The 24,876-nt window shown below is 68.8% G+C and carries 13 protein-coding genes and 1 pseudogene; all 14 read left to right on the forward strand.

Annotated features, from left to right (window positions below; translation table 11 throughout):
* The first annotated feature begins 71 nt into the window (after positions 1–71).
* The 14 genes and pseudogenes from glf to pks13 all read left to right on the forward strand — a co-directional run bounded on the left by glf (position 72) and on the right by pks13 (position 24,848).
* Positions 72–1,274, forward strand: coding sequence for a UDP-galactopyranose mutase (gene glf / locus EBN03_RS07235; protein WP_122187126.1), 1,203 nt, complete (start codon positions 72–74; stop codon positions 1,272–1,274).
* A 233-nt stretch (positions 1,275–1,507) separates the two neighbouring features.
* Positions 1,508–3,406, forward strand: coding sequence for a glycosyltransferase (locus EBN03_RS07240; RefSeq protein WP_122187366.1), 1,899 nt, complete (start codon positions 1,508–1,510; stop codon positions 3,404–3,406).
* Positions 3,403–4,005 (forward strand): phosphatase PAP2 family protein, encoded by a 603-nt coding sequence (locus EBN03_RS07245; protein WP_233608220.1) that lies wholly within the window; start codon positions 3,403–3,405, stop codon positions 4,003–4,005. Before EBN03_RS07240 ends, EBN03_RS07245 begins: the two co-directional genes overlap by 4 nt.
* Before the next feature lies 1 nt (position 4,006).
* Positions 4,007–4,951 (forward strand): decaprenyl-phosphate phosphoribosyltransferase, encoded by a 945-nt coding sequence (locus tag EBN03_RS07250; protein WP_122187127.1) that lies wholly within the window; start codon positions 4,007–4,009, stop codon positions 4,949–4,951.
* Positions 4,952–5,009: 58 nt separating this feature from the next.
* Positions 5,010–6,917: a flagellar motor control protein ZomB gene (gene zomB, locus EBN03_RS07255; protein ID WP_325052058.1), complete on the forward strand. Its 1,908-nt coding sequence runs from the start codon at positions 5,010–5,012 to the stop codon at positions 6,915–6,917.
* Between the two features lie 307 nt (positions 6,918–7,224).
* Positions 7,225–8,247, forward strand: a complete 1,023-nt coding sequence (locus EBN03_RS07260) for an alpha/beta hydrolase (RefSeq protein WP_233608221.1) — start codon at positions 7,225–7,227, stop codon at positions 8,245–8,247.
* A gap of 273 nt (positions 8,248–8,520) precedes the next feature.
* Positions 8,521–9,591: an alpha/beta hydrolase gene (locus tag EBN03_RS07265; protein WP_122187129.1), complete on the forward strand. Its 1,071-nt coding sequence runs from the start codon at positions 8,521–8,523 to the stop codon at positions 9,589–9,591.
* Positions 9,592–10,016: 425 nt separating this feature from the next.
* Positions 10,017–11,099 carry an alpha/beta hydrolase gene (locus EBN03_RS07270; protein WP_122187130.1) on the forward strand — a complete coding sequence of 361 codons (1,083 nt, stop codon included), beginning with the start codon at positions 10,017–10,019 and terminating at the stop codon, positions 11,097–11,099.
* 161 nt (positions 11,100–11,260) lie between these two features.
* Positions 11,261–12,241, forward strand: coding sequence for an alpha/beta hydrolase (locus EBN03_RS07275; protein WP_122187131.1), 981 nt, complete (start codon positions 11,261–11,263; stop codon positions 12,239–12,241).
* A 182-nt stretch (positions 12,242–12,423) separates the two neighbouring features.
* Positions 12,424–14,238: pseudogene (locus tag EBN03_RS07280) on the forward strand (alpha/beta hydrolase-fold protein); the annotation flags it as partial.
* 1,319 nt (positions 14,239–15,557) lie between these two features.
* Entirely contained in the window at positions 15,558–16,073 is a 516-nt protein-coding gene (locus EBN03_RS07285) for a DUF732 domain-containing protein (RefSeq protein ID WP_122187132.1), read from the forward strand.
* Entirely contained in the window at positions 16,070–17,071 is a 1,002-nt protein-coding gene (locus EBN03_RS07290) for a cutinase family protein (protein ID WP_122187133.1), read from the forward strand. The genes EBN03_RS07285 and EBN03_RS07290 overlap by 4 nt, the downstream gene beginning before the upstream one ends.
* Positions 17,072–17,573: 502 nt before the next feature.
* A complete protein-coding gene (gene fadD32, locus EBN03_RS07295) occupies positions 17,574–19,496 on the forward strand; it encodes a long-chain-fatty-acid--AMP ligase FadD32 (RefSeq protein WP_122187134.1) in 1,923 nt (640 codons plus the stop codon).
* Between the two features lie 195 nt (positions 19,497–19,691).
* Positions 19,692–24,848, forward strand: coding sequence for a polyketide synthase Pks13 (gene pks13 / locus EBN03_RS07300; protein ID WP_122187135.1), 5,157 nt, complete (start codon positions 19,692–19,694; stop codon positions 24,846–24,848).
* Positions 24,849–24,876 lie beyond the last annotated feature (28 nt).

Consider the following 24,876-nt stretch of genomic DNA (forward strand, 5'->3'; position numbering starts at 1 on the left):
GCCACCTTCGACGCCCAGGCAACTCCCCGGCCTGCAGACGCGGTGGCCGACTGCCGCTACGCTGGGCACCCGTGAGTGTCGCTCCCCCCTACGACCTGATTGTTGTCGGCTCCGGATTCTTCGGGCTGACCGTTGCCGAACGCACTGCGTCGCAGCTCGGCAAACGTGTTCTGATCGTCGAACGCCGGCACCACCTCGGTGGTAACGCGTATTCGGAGGCGGAACCCGAGACCGGGATCGAGGTGCACAAGTACGGAGCTCATCTGTTCCACACCTCGAATCAGCGGGTCTGGGACTACGTGAACCAGTTCACCGAGTTCACCGGCTATCAGCACCGGGTGTTCGGCCTGCACAAGGGCCAGGCGTACCCGCTGCCCATGGGCCTGGGCATGATCTCGCAGTTCTTCGGCCGGTACTTCACGCCCGACGAGGCGCGCGCCCTGATCGCCGAACAGTCCGCGGAGTTCGACACCAAGGATGCGGCGAACCTCGAGGAGAAGGCGATCTCCCTGATCGGCCGCCCGCTCTACGAGGCGTTCATCCGCGACTACACCGCCAAGCAGTGGCAGACCGACCCCAAGGACCTGCCTTCCGGGATCATCACCCGACTGCCCGTCCGCTACACCTTCGACGCGCGCTACTTCAACGACACCTACGAGGGTCTGCCGAAGAACGGGTACACCGCGTGGCTGACCAAGATGGCCGAATCCGACCTCATCGACGTGCGGCTGAACACCGACTGGTTCGACGTGCGGGACGAGATCCGCGCCGCAAACCCGGACGCCCCCGTCGTCTACACCGGCCCGCTGGACCGCTACTTCGACTACCGCGAGGGTGAGCTGGGCTGGCGCACCATCGACTTCGAGACCGAGGTCCTCAACACCGGTGACTTCCAAGGCACCTCGGTGATGAACTACAACGACGCCGACTTCCCGTACACCCGGATCATCGAGTCGCGGCACTTCCACCCCGAGCGCGACTACTACCCGGCGGACAAGACGGTCATCCAGCGCGAGTTCTCGCGGTTCGCGCAGACCGGCGACGAGCCGTACTACCCGATCAACGCGACCGAGGACCGGGAGAAGCTGCTCGCCTACCGGGAGCTGGCCAAGGCCGAGACCGCAGCCGCCAAGGTGATCTTCGGTGGCCGCCTGGGCACCTACCAGTACCTGGACATGCACATGGCGATCGGTGCCGCGCTGAGCACCTTCGACAACGTGCTGCGCCCGCACCTGGAGTCCGGCGCCGCCCTGACCGCCGAGGACGCCCAGTGACCTCAGCCGACGGTTCGGCCCCGGCCGACATCGACCACATCCCGGCCGCGGACGGGTCCGCTGCCGCCCCGGCCGAATCTCGGCCCGCGGCTGCCGAATCGGCTCCGGCAGCCGAGCCGGCCGCGAAGAACGAGCCCGCCGCGGGCAAGCCCGCACCGGCCAAGAAGACCGCGCCCGCGAAGAAGACAGCGGCCAAGAAGGCCGCCGCGTCGGCTCCCGCCGCCGCGGTCGCGGTGTCCGAGTCGCCCAGCCGCGCGGTCTCGCTGTTGCAGCGCGTGATCCTGCCGCGCCCGGGCGAACCGCTGGACGTGCGGACGCTGTACCTGGAGGAGTCGCCGACCAACGCGCGCCGGGCGCACGCACCGACCCGGACCTCGCTGTCGATCGGGGCCGAGTCCGAGGTGTCGTTCTGCACCTACTTCAACGCGGTGCCCGCCAGCTACTGGCGGCGCTGGTCGGTGCTGGATTCGGTTGTGCTGCAATTGGAGCTGGCCGGGCACGGCCGGGTCGACGTGTACCGCTCGAAGGCGGACGGGTCGCGGATCCACGTGCGCGGCAACGAGTTCACCACTCCGGCCGGAACTCCTTCCACCACGGTCGAATTCGAGGTCGAGCTGGGCCCGTTCGAGGACGGCGGCTGGATCTGGTTCGACATCACCACCGACACCGACGTCGAATTGCTCTCCGGCGGTTGGTATGCGCCGATCGCCGCGCCCGGCACCGGCAGCATCGCGGTCGGCATGCCCACCTTCAACCGGCCCACCGACGCCGTCGCGACCCTGCGCGCGCTCGGCTCGGACCCGCTGGTGCTGGCGCAGATCGAAGCCGTGATCATCCCCGACCAGGGCACCCGCAAGGTGATCGACGAGCCCGGATTCGCCGAAGCCGCAGCGGGTCTCGGCGGCCGGCTCTCGATCCACGACCAGCCCAACCTCGGTGGCTCCGGCGGTTACAGCCGGGTCATGTACGAGGCGCTGAAGACCACGAACGCCGAGTTCATCGTCTACATGGACGACGACATCGAGATCGAGCCCGACTCGATCCTGCGCGCGCTCGCCTTCGCCCGTTTCGCGAAATCGCCACTGCTGGTGGGTGGTCAGATGCTCAACCTGCAGGAGCGCTCGCATCTGCACGTCATGGGCGAGGTCATCGACCGCTCGGTGTTCATGTGGACCGCGGCGCCGAACGTGGAGTACGACCACGACTTCGCCAAGAACCCGCTGCGCGACCGCGACAACTCCAAGCTGCTGCACCGGCGCATCGACGTCGACTTCAACGGCTGGTGGACGTGTGTGATCCCGCGGCAGGTGGCCGAGCAGATCGGCCAGCCGCTGCCGCTGTTCCTCAAGTGGGACGACGCCGAATACGGTTTGCGCGCACGGGAAGCCGGATATCCGACGGTCACCTTGCCCGGTGCCGCGGTGTGGCACATGGCGTGGAGCGACAAGGACGACGCCATCGACTGGCAGGCGTACTTCCACCTCCGCAACCGGCTCGTGGTCGCCTCGCTGCACCTGCCCGGCGACGGCCGGGGCATGGTGATCAACACGATCAAGGCCACGCTGAAACATCTGCTGTGCCTTGAGTATTCGACGGTGGCGATCCAAAACCTCGCCATCCGTGACTATCTCGCGGGCCCGGACCGGCTGTTCCAGCTGCTGCCCAGCGCGCTGGGCGCGGTGCACGCGCTGCGCAAGACCTACCCCGACGCGGTGATCCTGCCCTCGTCCACCGAACTGCCGCTGGCGTCGGGCATCGACGTCGGCGCGGTCGGTGAACCCGCGAACCCGATCGCCAAGATCGGGCGGCTCGGCAAGGGCATCGTGCACAACTTCCGGCCCGCCAAGTCCGAGCACCACGACCGGCCGCAGCTCAACGTGCCGACCCTGGACGCCCGCTGGTACCTGCTCTCGCAGGTCGACGGCGTCACCGTGACCACTGCGGACGGGCGCGGCGTCGTCTACCGTAAGCGCGACCCGCGGCAGGCGTGGGGGCTGTTCAAGGAGGCGATGCGCTTGCGCAAGGAACTCGCCGCCCGTTTCCCGGAGGTCCGGGAGCAGTACCGCGCCGCGCATCCGTACCTCACCAGCACCGCGGCCTGGGAGAAGGCCTTCGGGATCGGAGAGAAATGACCGCCACCGCCCCCGAACCCGGGACCAGCGCCCCGCATCTACGGGTGGTCCCGGCCCCAGCGCCGGGCGCACCCGCCGAGGTCGCGATCATCAACGCGGTGCAGCGCACCATCGGCGGCGACCCGCAGGTGATCGCCGGTGCCCGCGCGATGTCGCACTTCGGTGAGCACGCGCTCGGCTGGATCGGCATCGCCGCGGCCGGCTGGCTGCTCGACAAGCCGCGACGTCGCCAATGGGCCGGTGTCGCAGTCGGTGCCGTCGGCGCGCACGCCGCGTCGATCGTCATCAAGCGCATCGTCCGCCGCCCGCGCCCGAACGACCCGTCGGTGCAGGTCAACGTCTCGACGCCGAGCAAGCTGAGCTTTCCGTCGTCGCATGCGACCTCCACCACGGCGGCTGCCGTGTTGCTGGGCCGGCTCACCGGGCTACCCTTGCCTGCGGTGCTGGTGCCACCGATGCTGCTGTCCCGGGTCGTCCTGGGGGTGCACTATCCCACCGATGTCATGGCCGGGTCCGCGCTTGGCGCCGCCTCCGCTGCCGTCGTGCTAGCCGCTGAAAAGAGACTCGATAGTGACCGCACAGGAAGAAGCCGTAGCTGAGATGAGCGAAGAGCCCTCGGACGTCGTGCTCGACGACGCCGTGCTGAAGGGCCCGCCCAAAACCTTGGCCGGCGGGTTGATCAAGGCCATGCGGCCGCGCCAGTGGGTCAAGAACGTGCTGGTCCTGGTCGCGCCGCTGGCGGCCGGCAAGACCGGCGGTCACATCGTGGTCGCCAACTCGCACGTGCTGCTGCACATCGCCATCGCGTTCGTGGCGTTCTGTATGGCCGCGTCCGGGATCTACCTCGTCAACGACGCCATGGACGTGGAGGCCGACCGGGCCCACCCGACCAAGCGTTTCCGGCCGATCGCGGCCGGTGTGGTGCCGGTGAACCTCGCCTACGTCCTGTCGGTGGTGCTGCTGGCCGGTTCGATCGGGATCTCGCTGCTCGCGGCCTGGCAGCTGTCGGTCGTGATGGCGGTCTACATCGCGATCCAGCTGGCCTACTGCTTCGGGCTCAAGCACCAAGCGGTGCTCGACATCTGCATCGTGTCCTCGGGCTTCCTGCTGCGCGCGGTCGCCGGTGGCGCGGCGGCCGGGATCGTGCTGTCGAAGTGGTTCCTGTTGATCATGGCGTTCGGATCGCTGCTGATGGCGGCCGGAAAGCGGTACGCGGAACTGAAGATCGCCATGGACACCGGCGCCAAGATCCGTAAGTCGTTGCAGTACTACACGCCCACCTATCTGCGCTTCATCTGGACGCTGGCCGCGACCTCGGTGGTGGTGTTCTACGGGCTGTGGGCGTTCGAGCAGGACCACGCGCGCAACACCCAGTGGTTCTCGTTCTCGATGGTGCCGTTTACCATCGCAATCCTGCGCTACGCGGTCGACGTCGATGGCGGCGAGGCCGGCGAGCCGGAAGAGATTGCCCTCGGGGACCGCATCCTGCAGGTCCTGGCCGTCGCCTGGATCGGAGTGGTAGGTGTCGCTGTCTATCTCACCTGACGAGAAGACTGTTGCCGGAGAACATGATGCGCCGACCGAAGCACTACCGGCCGGCACGATGAATCGCGAGGCGGCCACCCGGCGCTCCGCCATGTTCTCCCGCGCGGTTTTCGTCGGTGGGGTGATCGCGACCCTGGCCACGTTCTTCGCCGGTGCCTGGTCGCGCCGGTGGATCGCGGACGACGGCCTGATCGTGTTGCGCACCGTGCGCAATCTGATGGCCGGCAACGGCCCGGTCTTCAACGCCGGTGAGCGGGTGGAGACCAATACCAGCGCGGCCTGGACCTACGTCGTGTACGCGGTGGAGTGGGTGACCCGGGCGCGCCTGGAGTATGTGAGTCTCGCTGTGGCGCTGACCTTGTCGCTGCTGGCGGTGGGTTTCGCCATGGTCGGCACCGCGCGGCTTTGGGGCGCGCCGTGGGGTGTGGACAGCACCCGCGCGGTGCTGATGCTGCCGGCCGGCGCGCTGGTCTACATCGCGCTCCCGCCCGCCCGCGACTACGCGTCGTCGGGCCTGGAGAACTGTCTGGTCATCTTCTGGCTGGCGGTGCTGTGGTGGCTGCTGATCCGGTGGAGTCAGGCGCAGCGCGACCGGCTGGGACTGCTTGCCGCCGTGGTGTTCTGGGCCGGGCTGTCCTGGCTGGTGCGGCCGGAGATGGTCATGATCGGCGGGCTGACGCTGGCGCTGGTGTGGCTGGCGCCGATGCCGGCCACCCGGGTGGGGCCGGTGGTGTTGCGCGCGCTGCTGGTCGCGGTCGGCGGCCTGGTGCCGCTGGGCTACCAGATCTGGCGGATGGGTTACTACGGCCTGCCCTATCCGAATACCGCCGTGGCCAAGGAAGCCGGTGGTGCGAAATGGAATCAGGGCTTCACCTATCTCTGGGATCTCGCCGGGCCCTACTACCTGTGGGTGCCGCTGATTCTGCTGGTGGCGGGCACGATCGTGCTGCTGCGGCTCCGGCGTCCGGCCGGGCGAGCGGCTGAACAGACCGGGTCCGATGCGGGCGGCTCGCTGCTGCGGCGGGTGGACGGGTTGCGCCGCGGTTTGCGGCGGCCGTCGGTGGTCGTCGGGCTGATGCTGACCGGCTCGCTGCTGCTGCTCGTGTTCGAATTGCGGGTCGGTGGCGACTTCATGCACGGCCGGATGTTGTTGCCGCAGGTGTTCTGTCTGCTGCTGCCGGTGTCGGTGCTGCCGGTCGGATTGCCGCGTCCGAGCCAGTGGCGACAGTGGGCCACAGTTTTGCCGATTGTTGGCTGGCTCGGGTTGGTGGGCTGGGCGCTGTTCACCGCCAACACCACCGCCAATCAGGCGGGCGCGAGCATCAGCACCACCGGCATCGTGGACGAACGAATCTACTACGTGCTCAACAGCGGTCACGATCATCCGATCCTCGCCGAGGACTACCTGGACTTCCCGCGCATGCGAGCGATGGTGCAGGACATCGGCGCAACGCCCGAGGGCGGCCTGCTGATCAATTCGCCGTCGTTCCGGATGTGGTACGTGGCGCCGCCGCCGGCGCAGGCGCCCGGTGAGTCCTACGGGCACACCGTGTACTTCCTCAATCTCGGCATGACCAGCATGAACGTGCCGCTCGACGTTCGGGTGATCGACCAGGAGGGCCTGGCGTATCCGCTTGCGGCCCATACCGATCGGCTCACCGACGGCCGGATCGGGCACGACAAGAACCTGTACGCGGACTGGGTGGTGGTGGACACCGGCATGGTGGATCGGCACCCGTGGCTGCCCTGGTACATGGACGAGAAGTTCGTCGCGCAGGCGCGAGTCGCGTTGAGCTGCCCGGACACTCAGGCCCTACTGGCCTCCTCGCGCGCGCCGCTGACCTTCGATCGGTTCCGGCACAACCTGATTCAGGCATTCGGCTTCGCGAAGTACCGCATCGATCGGGTGCCGAAGTATGAGATCCAGCGCTGCCACCTGCAGGATCCCTACCCGCCACTGCGCTGATCCGCACCGGGCACACCAGTAGCCCGGATGTTGCGAATGGTCCGTTTTCACTTATTGGGAGAAAGCGGACCATTTGGTCGCTTAGAGACCTGCATCACATCTCGGTTCGGTAACACGTTGGCGTGGACAAACCGCTACAGTGCACGGAAGAATCCGTTGTTGCCGCACCGAGCTCGGTTGTGTGCGGGTCGATTTCGCAGAAAATGGCGCCCGGTGGCAGGTGCGCAAACGAGAGGCCGATCAGAACATGCAAGGCAAGGCTGTGCGTTCAATACGAGACCGTAAGCGCGGGACGCGCAGTGGATGGATGAAGCGCACCGTCGCGGGTCTAGCCGCCGGCCTGGCCATGCCCCTGGCCATGGATGCCGTCGTGGCCGCCCCGGCGCACGCCGCCCTCGACCCCAACGGGTTCGACTTCTGGGTGGACTCCTCCATGGGCCCGATCAAGTCCCGGGTCTTCCCGGCCGCCGACGGCAACACCAGCCGGGTGGTGTACCTGCTCGACGGTGAGCGCGCGCAGGACGACGACAGCGGCTGGGAGATCAACACTTCCGCCAGCCAGGCCCTCACCGCCGCCAACATCAACGTGGTCATGCCGGTCGGTGGCCAGTCCAGCTTCTACGCCGACTGGGCCGGCCCGAGCAGCTTCTTCGGCCTGGGCACCGGCTCGGCCGGCGGTTCGGTCGACGCGGGCTCCGGCACGTTCGGCTCGTCGGGCTGGCAGAACCAGTCCGGCAAGGGCAACAACAAGTACATGTGGGAGTCGTTCCTCACCGACACCCTCAAGCAGGCGCTGCACGACCGGCTCGGCTTCAGCCGCGCCAACAACGGCATCATCGGCCTGTCCATGAGTGGCCCGTCGGCGTTCACCCTCGCCGCCTTCCACCCCGACCAGTTCGATTACGCCGCTTCGCTTTCCGGCCCGCTGAACCTGTCCGGCCCGGGCATGCGCGAATTCCTCCGCCTGGCCATGCTGGCCGCCGGTGGATACAACACCGACTCGATGGCCCCGCCGTTCAGCGCGAACTACGTGCGCATGGACCCGTTCGTGCAGGCGCCGAAGCTGGTGGGTAACAACACCCGCCTGTGGGTGTCCGCGGCCAGCGGTATCCCGGGCCCGGGCGACGTCAGCAACATCATGGATCTGATCCAGGGCACCCCGATCGAGGCGGTGACGCTGGCCAACACCCGGATGTTCCAGCTCCGGATGGATTCGCTGGGCTACCACAACGTCACCTACGACTTCCCGCCGAGCGGTGTACACAACTGGCGGAACTGGGAAGCCGAACTCGACCGGATGATCCCCGACCTGTCGGCGAACATCGGCTGAACTGCGAACCTTCGCTCTGTGGCGGTCGTCACTCGGTTGGCGCAACCACCCCGGAATTGCTAATAATTAGCGCGCGGTCCGGACGGGCTCCAAGCCCGTTCGGACCTTTCGGTATTCATGAGGCGTGCGTCACATCTCGATTCGGTAACGCGCCGCCGTCCGGGAACCGATACGCTCCACAGAACGATCCGATGCCACCGGCGCCACACCTGCTCGGCGGCATACGAACGGATGCGGCCGAGGCGGGTCGCGCGACGAAAGGCCGATGAGGACATGCGAAGCGAGACCGTGCGTGCACAGCAAGGAGGCCGCGGCAAGCGTCGCGGATGGGTTAAGCGCACGGTAGCGGGCCTCGCCGCGGCCTTGGCCCTGCCGCTGGCGACGACCGCGGTCGGCGCTGGTGCCGCGCACGCCGCCCTCAACCCGGCCGGATTCGATTTCTGGGTCGACTCCACCATGGGCCCGATCAAGTCTCGCGTCTTCCCGGCCGCCGACGGCAACACCAGCCGGGTGGTGTACCTGCTCGACGGCGAGCGCGCGCAGGACGACCTGAACGGCTGGGAGATCAACACCAATGTCGCTCAGGCCCTGATGGACGCCAACATCAACGTCGTGATGCCGGTCGGTGGCGAATCCAGCTGGTACGCCGACTGGGCCGCGCCCAGTTCCTTCCTGGGCCTGAACACCGGTTCCGCCAACGGCGCCGCCGCTTCGCTGTCGGTCGGCGCGACCGGCTGGACCGAGCAGATGGGCAAGATCAACAAGTACACGTGGGAAACCTTCCTCACGCAGAACCTGCGCGGCGCCCTGCACGACCGCCTCGGCTTCAACCCGTCCGCGAACGGTGTGATCGGCCTGTCGATGAGTGGCAGTTCGGCCCTCACCCTGGCCGCCTTCCACCCGGACCAGTTCAAATACGCCGCGTCCCTGTCGGGTCCGCTGAACCTGTCGGGCCCGGGCATGCGGCCGCTGATGCGGATGGCCATGATGTCGGCCGGCGGCTACAACATCGACTCGATGGCTCCGATCGGATCCGGCCAGGCGGCTCGGATGGACCCGTTCATCCAGGCGCCGAAGCTGGTGGCCAACGGAACCCGGATCTGGGTCTCGGCCGCGAGCGGCATCCCGACCCCGGGTATCCCGGCCGGCCCGATGGACTACATCCAGGGCACGCCGATCGAGGCGGTCGTGCTGGCCAATTCGCGCATGTTCCAGCTGCGGATGGACTCGCTCGGCTACCACAACGTCACCTACGACTGGCCGGCCACCGGTACTCACAACTGGACCACCTGGGAGCCCGAGGTGTACAAGATGCTCCCCGATCTGTCGGCCAACATCGGCTGATCGGTCGCACGGAATTCCCCGCAGGCCCCGCCCGGGCGGCACTCGCCGTACCGCGTGGGGCCTGCGGTTTTTCGCTGTCCGGTGCGCGGATATGGAAAAGACGTAGCCGATAAATCGCTGCAAAGCGGCCGATTCGGCTATCTCCGAGGAAGCAGTGGATAGCTCGATGTTTGTTGTGACCCCTACTCTGGAGCGATGATTGCGTACCGACCCGCTCGCGGGTTCCGGCGCGTCATCGTGTTGAATCTGCTCCGGCCACCGTTTCGGTGGGCAATACTCGTTTGATATTTCGCAACCCGCACCACTGGTCACCACACGCAGCCAACGGGCGTGCCGCAACGGCGAGGCGCATCTGGGTAGTCGAGACAGCGCAGCGCACGTCTCGGCACACCCGGAGCCTGCACGAGCGGAAGGTCAGAGTCACGATGCGCTTTGCCTGTTCGACACCACGACACTCCGCCTCCGGGCGAGAACCAGGCCGTACGCGCCGAGGTGCGCTGACTCTGGGACTGGCCGTCGCGTTGTCGGTGGGAGCCGTATTCGGCGGGCACGTCGCGCCCGCGCGCGCCGCCTTCGATCCCGCCGCGTTCGACGTCTGGGTCGACAACGAAGCGATGGGCCCGATCAAGACCCGCGTGTTGCGCGCCGCGGACGGCAACACCGATCGAGTGGTGTACGCGCTCGACGGCATGCGGGCCCGCGAGGACCTCAACGGCTGGGAGATCGAAACCAATGTGGCCGAGCAGATGGCGGCCGCGAACATCAACGTCGTCATGCCGGTCGGCGGCCAGTCCAGCTTCTACGCCGACTGGAACGCACCGAGTTCCTGGCTGGGCGAGGCGCCCGCGAACGTCGGCCTGCCCAACTCCGGGTCCGGCGCCACCGAGGCGTTCCTGAGCGGGCCGGGCAAGTCCTACCGCTACGAGTGGGAGACCTTCCTCACCCGCGACCTGCGCAACGCGCTGTACGACCGCTTCGGATTCCGGACCGACCGCAACGGGGTGTTCGGCCTGTCGATGGGCGGCAGCGCCGCACTGACCCTGGCCGCCTACCATCCGGACCAGTTCAGTTACGCGGGATCGTTCTCCGGATATCTGAACATCTCCGGACCCGGTATGCGGGAAGCGATCCGGACCGCGATGGTCGACGCCGGCGGCTACAACGTCGACTCGATGGCGCCGCCGTGGGGCCCGAACTGGCTGCGGATGGACCCGTTCGTCTTCGCTCCGATGCTGGTGGGCCACGGAACCCGCGTCTGGGTGGCGGCCGGTAGCGCGGTCCCGGGCGCGGTCGATCTCGGTGCGCCCAACGCCGCCGACCTGGTGGTCCGGGGCACTCCGCTGGAGGCGTTGGCACTGGCCAACACTCGAGCCTTCCAGGTCCGGATGATGTCGATCGGTGCGCAGAACGCCGTCTACGACTTCCCGGCCGTCGGTGTGCACGACTGGTTCAACTGGGCCGACGAGGCAGCTCGCATGCTGCCGGACATGTCCAACAACATCGGCTGATCCACCTCGCCCGACCTGCGGCTCGACGGCACATCGCCGTCGAGCCGCGGCGTTCCTCCCTGTCATCGTGACGTTCCGGGCAGTCCGGACATCGCCGCGCGAACCGGCCGCCGCCGCCCGCGCGGCGCCGCACCGCCCCTGGTGAAGGAGACCTCCCGCTCATGCGTTTCGGTACTCGCGTCGCCTCGCTCGCCCGCCTCGCACTCGCCGCGTTCGCCGTGGCGGTGCTGCCGTTCACCGCCACCGCCGGGGTCGCCGCGGCCCGGCCGGTGGCCGGCCCGGTGCACCGGATGACTCCCGGTGCGTACGAAGAACTGTGGGTACCGTCGGAGATGGGTCCGGTGAAGGTGCAGGTGCAATGGGCCCGCAACGGCGGCGGCGGTGCGGTGTACCTGCTCGACGGGCTGCGGGCGCGCGACGACCGCAACGCCTGGTCGTTCGAGACCGACGCGCAGGGCATGTTCGCCGAGGACAACGTGACCCTGGTGATGCCGGTCGGTGGACAGTCCAGCTGGTACGCGGACTGGGGCGCGGCCGGCGCCGTCGGCCAGCGCTCGCCGTACAAGTGGGAGACCTTCCTGACCCGGGATCTGCCCACCTTCCTGGCCGGTTACGGCGTGTCGCCCACGGCGAACGCGGTGGTCGGGCTGTCGATGAGCGGTCCGGCGGCGTTGCGGCTGGCCGCTTTCCACCGCGACCAGTTCACATACGCGGCGTCGCTGTCGGGTCCGCTGAGCATGAACGGGCCGGGCATGCGAGAGGCGATCCGGGCCATGATGCTGGATGCGGGCCGGTTCGATTGCGACGCGTTGGCCGCGCCGTGGAGCCCGATCTGGTTGCGGATGGATCCGATCATCTTCGCGCCCCAGCTGCGCGGCCTGCCCATGTTCATCTCCTCGGCGACCGGCGTGCCGGGTGCCTACGACCGCCCAGCCGATCTGACCGGCGTGGTGAACACCGTCGACGGCGCCGCGATCGAGGCCCTGGCGCTGATCGGCACGCGGGCGTTCCAGGGCAGGCTGACCGACCTGAACATCCCCGCGATATACGACTTTCCGTCCACCGGAACCCACGGCTGGCGCTACTGGCAGGACGAGCTGGCCAAAGCGCGGCCCAGTATTCTCGCCACGGTCGGCAGCTGAAATCGCGGCGATCCACTGCCTCGATTTGCCGATCATTCGCCGTATTGTCGGTAATGCCGCCGAATCGCGATAACCGGTTCCGCGCGTCTATCCCCGGAATCGGGACGGACGCGCGGTACAACATCACAGTGGCAGCCTTGGCGAATGATTCGAGAAGTTCGCGGCACGCACGACGCACGCTGATGACGCTGGCGGCGGCCGCGCTGCTGCCCGGCACGGCCGGAATCGTCCCGGCGGCAGCCGAACCCGCGCCGCCCGCCCAGCCGGTCGTGCAGCCCGCGGCGGCCGCCGTGCCCGCCACGCTGCAACGCGTGGTGTGGCTGACCGACCGCCGGGTCGAGCTCTGGGTCAACTCCCCGTCGATGGGTGTGCCGATTCCGGTGCAGCTGTTGCTCGCTCGCGACTGGAACACCCACCCGGACGCCCAGTTCCCGGTGATGTTCATGCTGGACGGGTTGCGTGCCACCGACGACGAGAACGGCTGGACGAAAGAGGCGCACGCCCAGGATTTCTACGCCGACAAAAATGTCACCGTGGTGTTGCCGATCGGTGGCCAGTCGAGTTTCTATTCCGACTGGCTGCAACCCGACAACGGCAAGCTCTACAAATGGGAAACGTTCCTCACGCAGGAATTGCCGCCGGTGTTGACGAATGCGTTCCGCGCGACCGCGGTTCGCGGTGTCGAGGGCCTGTCGATGGGCGGCACCGCCGCCATGTTCCTGGCGGCCCGCAATCCGGGCTGGGCGAAGTACGCCGCCTCCTATTCGGGATTCCTGACCACCACCTCGCTGGGCATGCCCGACGCCATCCGGTTCGCCATGCACGACGCGGGCGGATTCGATCCGGTGAACATGTGGGGTCCGCCGACCGATGACCAATGGGCCCAACACGATCCCTACGATCTGGCCGACAAGCTGAAGAACGTCAGCCTGTACACCTCGGCCGGCAGCGGAACCAGCGGCGTCACCGACATTCCCAGCGACCTGATTCCGCTGCTGTCGCAGAACTACGCCGGCACCGGACTCGAGATCCTGTCCCGGCTCACCACGCAGAACTTCGTCGCCAAACTCAACAAACTCTCGATTCCCGTGCAGGCCAACTATCGTCCGGCGGGCACGCACACCTGGCCGTACTGGGACTTCGAGATGCGGCAGTCGTGGCCGCAGGCCGCGGCCTCGCTCGGCGTGGACCAGACCCCGTCGAACTGCGGGACCGGTGGCGATATCGCGCCGGCCGCGCTGGCGCACGGCTGGCTCGGCGACTGCCTCACCGCGGAGTACCCGGCCGCCGCGGGAGTGGCGCAGGACTTTCACGGCGGCCGCATGTTCTGGTCCGCCGCGACCGGGGCGCATCCGGTCGGCGGCATGGTCGCCGGCTCCTACACCGCTGCCGGTGCGGCCGCCGGACCGCTGGGCTTCCCGACCGGCGACGAACAGGGACTGCCCGACGGACGCGGCCGGTTCCAGGCCTTCCAGAACGGCTCGATCTATTGGACGCCGTCGACCGGCGCGCAGCTGGTGCGTGGCGCGATCCTCGACGGCTGGGCCAAGGAGGGTTACGAGCGCGGTCCCGGCGGCTATCCGGCGGCCGCGGAAGTCAAGACACCGCACAAGGACGGGGTGGTCCAGGCCTTCGAGAACGGCCCGCTCTACTGGTCCGCCAAGACCGGCGCCCATCGGGTGCAGGGGCTGATCCTGCAGAAGTACGCCCAGCTCGGCTACGAGGACAGCCCGCTCGGATTTCCCGCCGACGACGAGCAGCAGCTGCGCGACGGCGGCCGGTACAGCCGGTTCGAGGGCGGCAACGTCTACTTCCACCCGGTGGCCGGGACCTGGGTGGTCCGGTCCGGGCCGATCCTGGACATCTGGGGTAAGCAAGGGTTCGAGAACGGGCCGCTGGGTTTCCCGGTCGGCGACCAGTTCGACATCCCGGGCGGGACCCAGCAGAACTTCCAGGCCGGTTTCGTCACCGTGGTGAACGGCAAGGCGGAGGTGCACGCACCGGGGATCGATGTGCTCGCGCCGCTGCCCGCGCCACCCGCGCCCGCACCCGCACCCGACCCGGCGGCCCCGGTCGCCGCGCCCGGCCCGGACACCTTGGCCCCCGCACCGATCGACCCGGCACCGGCGGCTCCGCCGACCGGTGTGCCCGCAGCCGCTCCGACGCCCGCCGATCCGGTACCCGCGCCCGCACCGCCAGCGGACGCACCGGCCCCGACAGCCGCACCCGCGCCGGACGCATCGGTCCCAGCGGCGGCCGCGCCTGCACCCGCGGCGGACGCACCGGCCCCAGTCGCCGCTCCCGCGGCGGACACGGCGGTACCAGCGGGGGCCGCGCCTGCATTCGTCCCGGACACGCCGGCCCCGGCCGCATCCGCCCCGGCCGCGCCCGCGTCTGCGCCTGTGCCGGACGCACCGGCGCCCGCCGCGCCTCCGGCCGCACCCGCTTCTGCGCCAGCGCCGGATGCATCCGCACCCGCCGCGCCCGTGCAAGCCCTGGATGCACCTGCACCTGCCGCACCTGCGCCCGCTCCGGACGCGTCGGCGCCGGATGCATCCGCACCCGCCGCGCCCGTGCAAGCCCTGGATGTACCTGCACCTGCACCTGCCGCGCCCGCGCCCGCTCCGGACGCGTCAGCGCCGGACGCCTCGGCCCCTGCGGCCATTGCGCCCGCACCCCTGGCGCCGCAACCGGCCCCCGCCGGACCGCCCACGCCAGAAGCGGCGGCCCCGCCCGGACCGGCCAGCGGCGCACCTGCGCAGGCCACAGCACCGCCCCCGTCGCCGGCCGACGGTGTCCCGGCGCCCGGACCAGCTCCAGCCGGCGCCCCCGCTCCGGTGCCCGCGCCGAATGCGGCCGAGCCGCAGGCTCCGCTGGGCGCACCGTCCGTCACGCACTGAGCTCGAGCCGTCCTCGACCAAGCGAAGTCGTCCGCAGTCAATCAAAGTTGATCATGTTGTGTAGCAAGGTGATCCGGCTCTAGCCTGCGCCGACGATTCGCCCGGGGCTGCCGACGCCGGTGGTTCCGTGGCGCACCGAGACACCCGCGTAGTCGCCACCCGAGCACTGTGCGAGCGCCGCTCGCGGAACCCGGGCCGCGCCCCTGTTCGCTGTCGCGGGTAGCGCTCACCGCACTGGTGCCCGGCTCGCTCCTGTGTTCCGGACCACACCGAATTCGGACCTCGCCCGATAGCGACCTGCCTCACCTGGGTTCTGTGAGTTACATGAGGTTTGTTGTCCGAATCGGTACCCGGCCCGGTGGGCTACTAGCCTGGACCGCGACCCGTACCCCTGAGACAACCCGAGGACTCGATACATGCATCGGACCCGTGGCAAGGTATTCGGCACGCTGGTCGCCCTGGCAGCGGCCGGGCTGCTAGCCGCCTGCGGCAGCAACTCGTCGAGCGCGTCGAGCACCCCGTCGCTGAAGCCGTCGGTCACCACCTCCGCCGCGGCGAGCTCCACGCCCGCGAGCGTCGAGCCCGGTGACTCCGGCACACCCGCGCCCGAACCGACCACCACGCAGTCCGTCGAGCGGCCGGCACCCGCACCCGCCGGCACGCCCGCCGCGGCACCGCTGACCCCCAAGCAGCAGGGGTTCCTCGACGCACTCAAGAAGAACGGCGTCAACCCGAGCCAGACCGATATCGCGATCTCGGCGGCGGAGTACATCTGCCAGGCCAAGGCGGCCAACGCGCCCGCCGACCAGATGCAGACCTTCGTCAACGCCATCGCCGGTCAGGACCCGAACTACGACCCGCAGAAGATGCCCATCGATCAGGCCGGTAACGCGTACATCTCCGCCGCTACCTCCGCCTACTGCAACAAGTGAGTCCCCGGCGCGACCAGTACGGCGCCCGCCGCCCCGCGCGGCGGCGGGGCCGGTTGCGCGTCCTCGGCTACGCGGCCGCGGGATGCGTGCTCTTCGTGGTCGCCGCCGTCGTGGCCTGGTATATCGCGGCCGGCCGGTTGAAGCCGCCGGGGCCGACGCCGCCGCCCGGGCCGGGCCGCCCCACCGCGCAGCCGGCCGACTGCCCCGACGTCCAGATGCTGGTGATCCCCGGCACCTGGGAGTCCTCGGCCACCGACGACCCGCACAATCCGACCGCCAATCCGATCTCGCTCATGCTCGGGGTGAGCAGGCCGGTGCAGCAACAGTTTCCGGACCAGCGGGTCGACGTCTACACCGTTCCCTATGTAGCCCAGTTCTCGAATCCGATCGCGTTCCCGCCGGACGGGCAGCAGTCCTACAACAACAGTCGATCCCAGGGCACGCAGCGGGCGATCGACGAACTGCAGCAGATGTCGAAGCACTGCCCGCTGACCAACTACGTGCTGGCCGGTTTCTCGCAGGGCGCGGTGATCGCCGGTGACATCGCCGCCCGGATCGGCGCCGGGCAGGGACCGGTCGCGGCCGACCAGGTTCTCGGCGTCACCCTGATCGCCGACGGCCGCCGCGATGTCGGTCCCGGGCAAGGCAATCCGGTCGGTGCTGCGCTGCCGGGTTCGGGCGCCGAAGTGTCGTTGCGGGGCTTGACAGTTCCCGGCATCACGATGACCGGCCCGCGTCCAGGGGGCTTCGGCGCGCTGGCCGACCGCACGAACACCATCTGCGCGCCCGGCGACATGATCTGCGACGCGCCGCGGCAGGCATTGAACCCGGTCAACATGATTCCCAGCCTGAACGAGCTGATTCACTCGGCGGGTAATCCGGTGCACGCCAAGTACGCCTCGTTTGTGGTGGACGACAACGGAACGACGGCAACACAGTGGACTGCCCAGTGGGCGGCCGGTTTGATCGACGGCGCACCGCACCCCAAACATTCCTGATGGGTCCTTCCTACCCCGAAGACCACGCAGTTCGTCCCGTTCGCCGGTACAGTTCTGCGAACGACGCGCACTGATCCGGGCACTCCGGGTGGTCGCGTCGCAAGGCTCGATACGAAGCAGGAGAGCAGTAGTTCATGTCAGGGTCGAGTGCCGTGGTGCACGGGCGGCGGCATCGTGTCAGCTCGGCTGGGTGCGGCGGATGTGGTCTTCCGCACGGTGGCCGTGGGAAGCGGAACCCGGGCCTACCGTGCGACGATTGAGCTCGAGGTCCTCCACGGGTGCGACGTGGCGCCCGGAGGCTGCGAATACCGCCGCCGGTCGTGCTCTGTAACATGGCCGGGGCCCGAATACATCTAATCCATGGGTGGTCTGCGCGCAGCCACCCCAACAGAGCTGTGCACACCCGACTCGTCGTGGGGTTGTGTGCAGGTGAGAGAGATTGTCGGGGCCTCACAGGTATCTGCGGTGCTGCCGCGCTGTGTGCCTCGGAGGAGAAGAAGGAATGCTGACGGACGAGACTTTCGACGAGTACCTGGACGACACCGGGAATATCTACATCCCGGAGGGTCACACCCTGGTCGACTACGTCGAAAAGCACACGCGTAACGACGCGAACACTCTCGCCTACCGGTACATCGACTACTCCCGCGAGCGTGACGGCGAATACAAGGACCTGACCTGGCAGGAGTTCGGCATCCGGTTGCGCGCCGTCGCGGCCCGCCTCCAGCAGGTGACCAAGCCCGGTGACCGGGTGGCGATTCTGGCGCCGCAGGGCCTGGACTATGTCATCTCCTTCTTCGCGGCCATCTACGCCGGTTGCATCTCGGTGCCACTGTTCGACCCGGACGAGCCGGGCCACAGCGACCGCCTGCACGCCGTCCTCGGCGACTGCACCCCGAGCGCCATCCTCACGGCCAGCGACTCCGCCGCCGGTGTGCGCCAGCTGTTCCGCGCGCTGCCCGCCGCGCAGCGCCCCCGCATCCTCGCCGTCGACGCGGTCCCCGACACCCTCGGCGACTCCTGGGTGCGCCCGGACGCGACCCTCGACGACATCGCGTACCTGCAGTACACCTCGGGCTCGACCCGGACCCCGGCCGGTGTGGAGATCACCCACCGGGCCATCGGCACCAACGCGGTGCAGCTTGTCCACGCCCTCGGCCTCGACGACAACTCCCGCGGTGTCACCTGGCTGCCGCTGTTCCACGACATGGGCCTGCTGTGCGTGATCCTGCCGGCCATCGGCGGCAAGTACGTCACCTTCATGTCGCCGAGCGCGTTCGTCCGCCGCCCGTCGCGCTGGATCAACGAGCTGGCCGCCGCCTCCGACGGTGCCAGCACCTTCGCCGCCGCCCCGAACTTCGCCTTCGAGCACGCCGCCATGCGTGGCCTGCCGCGCCCGGGCGAGACGCTGGACCTGTCCAACGTCGTCGGCCTGATCAACGGCAGCGAGCCGGTCACCACCTCGTCGATGCGCAAGTTCAACGAGGCGTTCGCGCCCTACGGCCTGCCCAAGACCGCGATCAAGCCCTGCTACGGCATGGCCGAGGCCACCCTGTTCGTGTCGGCGACCCGGACCGAGGACGAGGCCAAGGTCATCTACGTCGACCGCAACGAGCTGAACGCGGGCCGCATGGTCAAGGTCGAGCAGGGCACCGACAACGCCATCGCGCAGGTCGCGTGCGGTTATGTCGCGCTGTCGCAGTGGGCGGCCATCGTCGACCCGGAGTCGATCGACAGCGCCGGCGGCGCGGTCGAGCTGCCCGAGGGCCGGGTCGGCGAGATCTGGCTGCACGGCGACAACATCGGCATCGGCTACTGGGGTCGCGCCGAGGAGACCCGGGCCACGTTCAAGAACCAGCTGCCGAACCGGCTCGCCGAGGGCAGCAAGGCCGAGGGCGCCAAGGACGACGCGATCTGGTTGCGCACGGGCGACTTCGGCGTCTACGTCGACGGCGAGCTGTACATCACCGGCCGGGTCAAGGACCTGGTGATCGTCGACGGCCGCAACCACTACCCGCAGGACCTCGAGTACTCCGCGCAGGAGGCGAGCAAGGCGCTGCGGACCGGTTTCGTCGCCGCGTTCGCGGTGCCGGCCAACCAGCTGCCCGCCGAGGCGTTCGCCGAGGGCGGCTCGGGCCTGAGCTTCGACGCCGACGACAGCTCCGAGCAGCTGGTGATCGTGGCCGAGCGCGCCGCGGGTGCCGGTAAGGCCGACCCGGCCCCGATCGCCGCCGACGTGCGCGCCGCGATCTCGCAGCGCCACGGCGTCACCGCCCGCGACATCCTGCTCGTGCCGGCCGGTTCGATTCCGCGGACCTCCAGCGGCAAGATCGCCCGCCGGGCGTGCAAGGCCGCTTACCTGGAAGGCACGCTGCGCGGCGGACACCAGCAGCAGGCGTTCCCGGACGCGCTCGACCAGGACTGAGCCGAAGTCCGTCGAACCCGGCGAAACACTCGGCGCCGTTCCGGCGACACACTCTGCGACGCACCGGATCCAGACACCGCTGGGTCCGGTGCGGTGTCGTGCCGGGTGGGTAGGCAGAATGGGCCTTACATGACGGCGTTCTTGGCTGTCAATCCCGACCGCATAACATCCGGATACAGGTAGCTTGAGGAATTGATGGCTGAAAACGAGGGCACCCAGACGAACGAGACCGCCCCTGACGTGGCGGTCACCGACGACAACCGCCAGGGGACCGAGCTGTCGGTCGCCGAGCTGCGGGAGTGGCTGCGGAACTGGGTCGCGCAAGCGACCGGACAGCCGGTCGACAACATCACCGTGGACCGGCCGATGGAAGAGTTCGGTCTGGCCTCGCGGGACGCGCTCGCCCTCGGCGGTGACATCGAGGAACTCACCGGCGTCACCCTCACACCGACCGTCGTGTACCAGCACCCGACCATCTCCTCACTGGCCGAGGTGATCGCCGCGGGTGGTGTGCCCGAGGAGCTCGAGGCGCCCGCCGACATCACCTACACCGCGGCGGCCTACTCGCCGAACGAAGCGCACGACATCGCGATCATCGGTCTGGCGACCCGGTTCCCGGGCGCCGGCGAGACCCCGGATTCGACCTGGGACTTCCTGATCAACCGCGGTGACGGCATCAGCGACCTGCCGGAGGGCCGCTGGTCGGAGTTCGCCGGGCAGCCGATCCTGGACCAGCAGATCGCCGAGGCGAACACCAAGGGCGGCTACCTCACTCAGGAGCAGATCAAGAACTTCGACGCGGAGTTCTTCGCGCTGTCGCCGATCGAGGTCGAGCGTATGGACCCGCAGCAGCGGCTGGCGCTGGAGCTGACCTGGGAGGCGCTCGAGCACGCCCGGATTCCCGCCAACACCCTCAAGGGCGAGCAGGTCGGCGTCTACATCGGTTCGACCGCAACCGATTTCTCGCTGATCGCCATGCTGGGCGCCGGCAACACCGATCCGGGGACCCCGGCGTCGGCCGACGCGTACGGCATCATGGGCAGCGTCTCGTCGATCATCGCCAACCGGGTGTCGTATTTCTTCGACTTCCACGGGCCGTCGCAGTCCATCGACACCGCGTGCTCGTCGACCCTGGTCGCCGTGCACGACGCGGTGCGCGGTCTGCGCAACGGTGAGACCGACCTGGCCCTGGCCGGTGGCACCAACATGCTGCTGTCGCCGGCTGCCACAATCGGTTTCGACACCAACGGCGGGGTCGCCAAGGACGGTCACATCAAGGCGTTCTCCTCGGATGCCGACGGCATGGTCCGGTCCGAGGGTGGTGGCCTGGTGGTGCTCAAGCGCCTGGTCGACGCCGAGCGCGACGGTGACTCGATTCTCGCGGTGATCAAGGGTTCCGCGGTCAACAACGACGGCCGCTCGAACGGCATCCTCGCCCCCAACCCGGCCGCGCAGGCCGACTGCCTGCGGGCGGCCTACCGGGACGCGCGGTTCGCGCCGACCCAGGTCGACTACATCGAGGCGCACGGCACCGGTACGCCGATCGGCGACCCGATCGAGGCGGACGCGCTGGCCCGGGTCGTCGGCCGCGGCCGGGCGCCGGAGAAGCCGGCCCTGCTCGGCTCGGTCAAGACGAACTTCGGTCACCTGGAGGCCGCGGCGGGTGCCGCGAGCCTGGCCAAGGTGGTCATGTCGTTGCAGCACAACGTGATTCCGCCGAACCTCGGCTTCGCCGGTGGTAACCCGTACATTCCGTGGGACACCGCGCGGCTGCAGGTCGTCGACCAGCCGACCGAATTCCCGCGCTACAGCGGCAAGGCCACGATCGGTGTGTCCGGGTTCGGGTTCGGTGGCACGAACGCCCACATCGTGGTGCAGGAATACGTGTCGTCGGCCGCCGCGCCGGCCGTGACGGCCAAGCCGCTCGAGGAAGCGCTCGACAACGAGAACACCGGTGTGGTCGCGGACGCCGAGGCGATCCTGGCCGCCGCCGACGCGGGCGAAACCGACACGGCCGAACCGGAACTCGCGGCCACGGCCCCGGTCGCGGAGTGGACCGACGCCCGCACCGAACCGCTGCCGGTGATCCTGCCGGTGTCGGCCTATCTGCCCTCGCGCCGCAAGCGTGCCGCCGCGGATCTGGCCGACTGGCTGGAAACCGAAGCGGGACAGGCGACTCCGCTGGTCGATGTGGCGCGGGCGCTGGCCAAGCGCAACCACGGCCGCTCGCGCGGCGTCGTGCTGGCCACCACCCACGCGGAGGCGATCGCCGGTCTGCGCGCCATCGCCGCCGGTAAGCCGCAGCCCGGTGTGTTCACCGCCGACTCTCCGGCGTCGCACGGCGCGATGTGGGTGTTCTCCGGTTTCGGTGCGCAGCACCGCAAGATGGCCAAGCAGCTGTACCTGGAGAACACGATCTTCGCTCGCGCCGTCGACCAGGTCGACGAGCTGGTCGAATTCGAGGCCGGGTTCTCGCCGCGCGAGCGCATCCTCGACGACGAGCAGGACTGGACGTCGGGCTGGGCGCAGATCGGTATCTTCACCGTCCAGGTCGGCCTGGCCGCGCTGCTGCGTGCGCACGGCGCGGAACCCGAAGCGGTCGTGGGTCATTCGCTCGGTGAGGCCGCCGAGGCCTATGTCGCGGGCGGTCTGAGCCTGGAGGACGCGGTCCGGCTGATCTGCGCGCGCGGCCGGTTGATGGCCGAGGGCGAGGAGATGCTCACCGACGACGACGTGCGCCGGATGGCGCTGGTCGAGCTGTCGGCCGACGACGTCACCGCCATGCTGCCGGACTACCCGGGCATCGAGGTCGCGGTGTACGCCGCGCCGACCAACACGGTGATCGGTGGCCCCGAGGAGCAGGTGCAGGCGATCGTGGACGCGGTCGAGGCGCAGGGCAAGTTCGCCCGGGTGCTGCAGGCCAAGGGCGCCGGCCACACCTCGCAGATGGACCCGCTGCTGGGCGAACTGGCCGCCGAGCTGGCCGGTATCGAACCGACCACGCTGGCCACCGACCTGTACTCGACCGTGATCAAGGACGGCGTCTTCCGCGCCGGCGACGGCCCGATCCACGATGTGGACTACTGGGTCACGAACCTGCGGCACTCGGTGTACTTCACCAACGCGGTGCGTCGCGCGGTGGACAACGGGATCACCACGTTCCTGGAGCTGGCGCCGAATTCGGTGTCGCTCATGCAGGTTCTGGGCACCACCTATGCGGCGGGGGCACATAACGCGGCGTTGATCTACACCCTCAAGCGCAAGGAGGACGAGTCCGCCGGTGTGATCGCCGCACTGGCTCAGCTCTACGTGCACGGCCACGAGGTGGACCTGGTGTCGCTGGTGCCCGCCGGTGACACCTATGCCGACATCCCGCGCACCGCGTTCCTGCGCAAGGAGCACTGGCTGAAGGCGAGCATGGGATTCGGGGTCGGCAACCGGCGGATGCCGGGTACGCATGTGCCGCTGCCCGACGGCCGGCATGCCTGGGAGGTCGAGGCGCACCGCGTCACCGATCTGGCGTCGCAGGTCACCGCGGCCGCCGCGTCGGTGCTCTCGGATGTGGTGCTCGGTGCGACCGCCACCTACGGTGAGCTCCCGGCGTCGGGCACTCTCACCACGATGCTGACCCCGCACCCCGGTGGTGCGTCGGTGCAGGTACATGCCAAGCAGGACAACGGTTTCCGGCTGTTGTTCGACGCGGTGGTGACCGCGGGCGGTGAACTGGCCGTGACGTCTGCGGCGCGTCCCGCCGCTATCGCCGCGGCGCCGGTGGCGGCCGAGCCGGTGCGGGACGCCGCGGCGCCCGCGAACGCGGGCGAGCGCTGGGTCGCCGGCAGCGGTGAGTCCGTGGTGGACCGGTTGAAGCTGATCACCGCCGAGTCGATGGGTTACGCGGTCGAGGATCTGCCCATGGAGATCCCGCTGATGGAGCTGGGTCTGGACTCGCTGATGGCGATGCGGATCAAGAACCGCGTCGAGTACGAGTTCGACATCCCGCAGTTGCAGATCGCCGCGGTCCGCGACGCCAGCCTCACCGAGGTGGCCAAGGTGCTGGAGTACGCCATCGAGCACCGCGACGAAATGGCCGCGATGGCCGAGCAGCAGGCCGCCGGTGGTGGCGGGCTGAAGCTCGACGACGAGTTCATCGAGGCGGCCCGGGCGGCGGCCGAGTCGGGTGCCGACCCGATTGCCGTGGTGCAGGAGAAGATCGCCGCAGCCGCTCCGGAACCGGCTGTGACGCAAGAAGTCCCGGTCGAGGATGTGGTCGCCGTTCCGCCACGTGACGGTGCCGAGCGACTCACCTACGCCGCCTGGGCGACGGTTACCGGCAAGGCGGCGGGCGGCATCTTCCACACCCTGCCGGTGCTGGACGACGCCACCATGACCGCACTGGCACAACGGTTGTCGGAGCGGGTGGACGCCGACATCACGGTCGAGGAGCTGCGGGCCTGCACGACCATCGAGCAGATGTCGGACGTGGTGCGCATCCACCAGGACGACAACGGCGGCCTGGACGGTTTCGTCCGCACCCTGCGGGCGCGGACCGAAGGGTCCACGGCCACACCGGTATTCGTGTTCCACCCGTCGGGTGGCAACACGCTGGTATACGAGCCGCTGTTGCGACGGTTGCCGGCCGACACCCCGATGTACGGCTTCGAGCGGGTCGAGGGTTCGATCGAAGAGCGTGCGCGGCAGTACATTCCGGAGATCCGCAAGATCCAGCCCGAGGGGCCCTACGTGTTCTACGGCTGGTCGCTGGGTGCGGTGTTCGCGCTGCAGTGCGCGCAGATCATGCGGGCCGAGGGCGTCGAGGTGGAGCTGGTCGGCCTGATCGATCTGGCCATGCCGTCGGAGCCGGAGAGCAATACCGCCGAAGAGCGGGTGGAGCGGATGCGCCGGTACCAGGCGTTCGCCAAGACCACCTACGGCTTCGACGGTGAGCTGGACGAGGAGCAGCTCGAGGAGCTGGCCGCGGCGTCCGACGAGGAGCAGATCAAGATCGTCTTCCAGCTGCTGGAATTCGCCGGCGCCAAGATCCCGGCGGGAGTGCTGGAACATCAGCGCACCTCGTGGATCGAGGGCCGTGAGCTGCAGAAGGTCCAGCTGTCGCACTACGACGGCAAGACCGTACTGTATCTTGCCGACAAGTATCACGACGGATTGATGGAGCTGGAGCCGCGATTCGCCGACCGTGCCCCCAATGGTGGCTGGTCGGAATACATCCCGGACCTCGAGGTCATCCACATTCCCGGTGACCACCTGCAAATCGTCGACGAGCCGCGGATCGCCACCGTCGGTGCGGATCTCACCCGGAAGCTGGGGGAGATCGCCGCTCGAGCGCAGGCCTGACCCCGGCTCGACGGACCGCGGCCCGACC

The organism is Nocardia stercoris (genome assembly GCF_003696265.1).
In the GTDB taxonomy this organism is placed as follows: Bacteria; Actinomycetota; Actinomycetes; order Mycobacteriales; family Mycobacteriaceae; genus Nocardia; species Nocardia stercoris.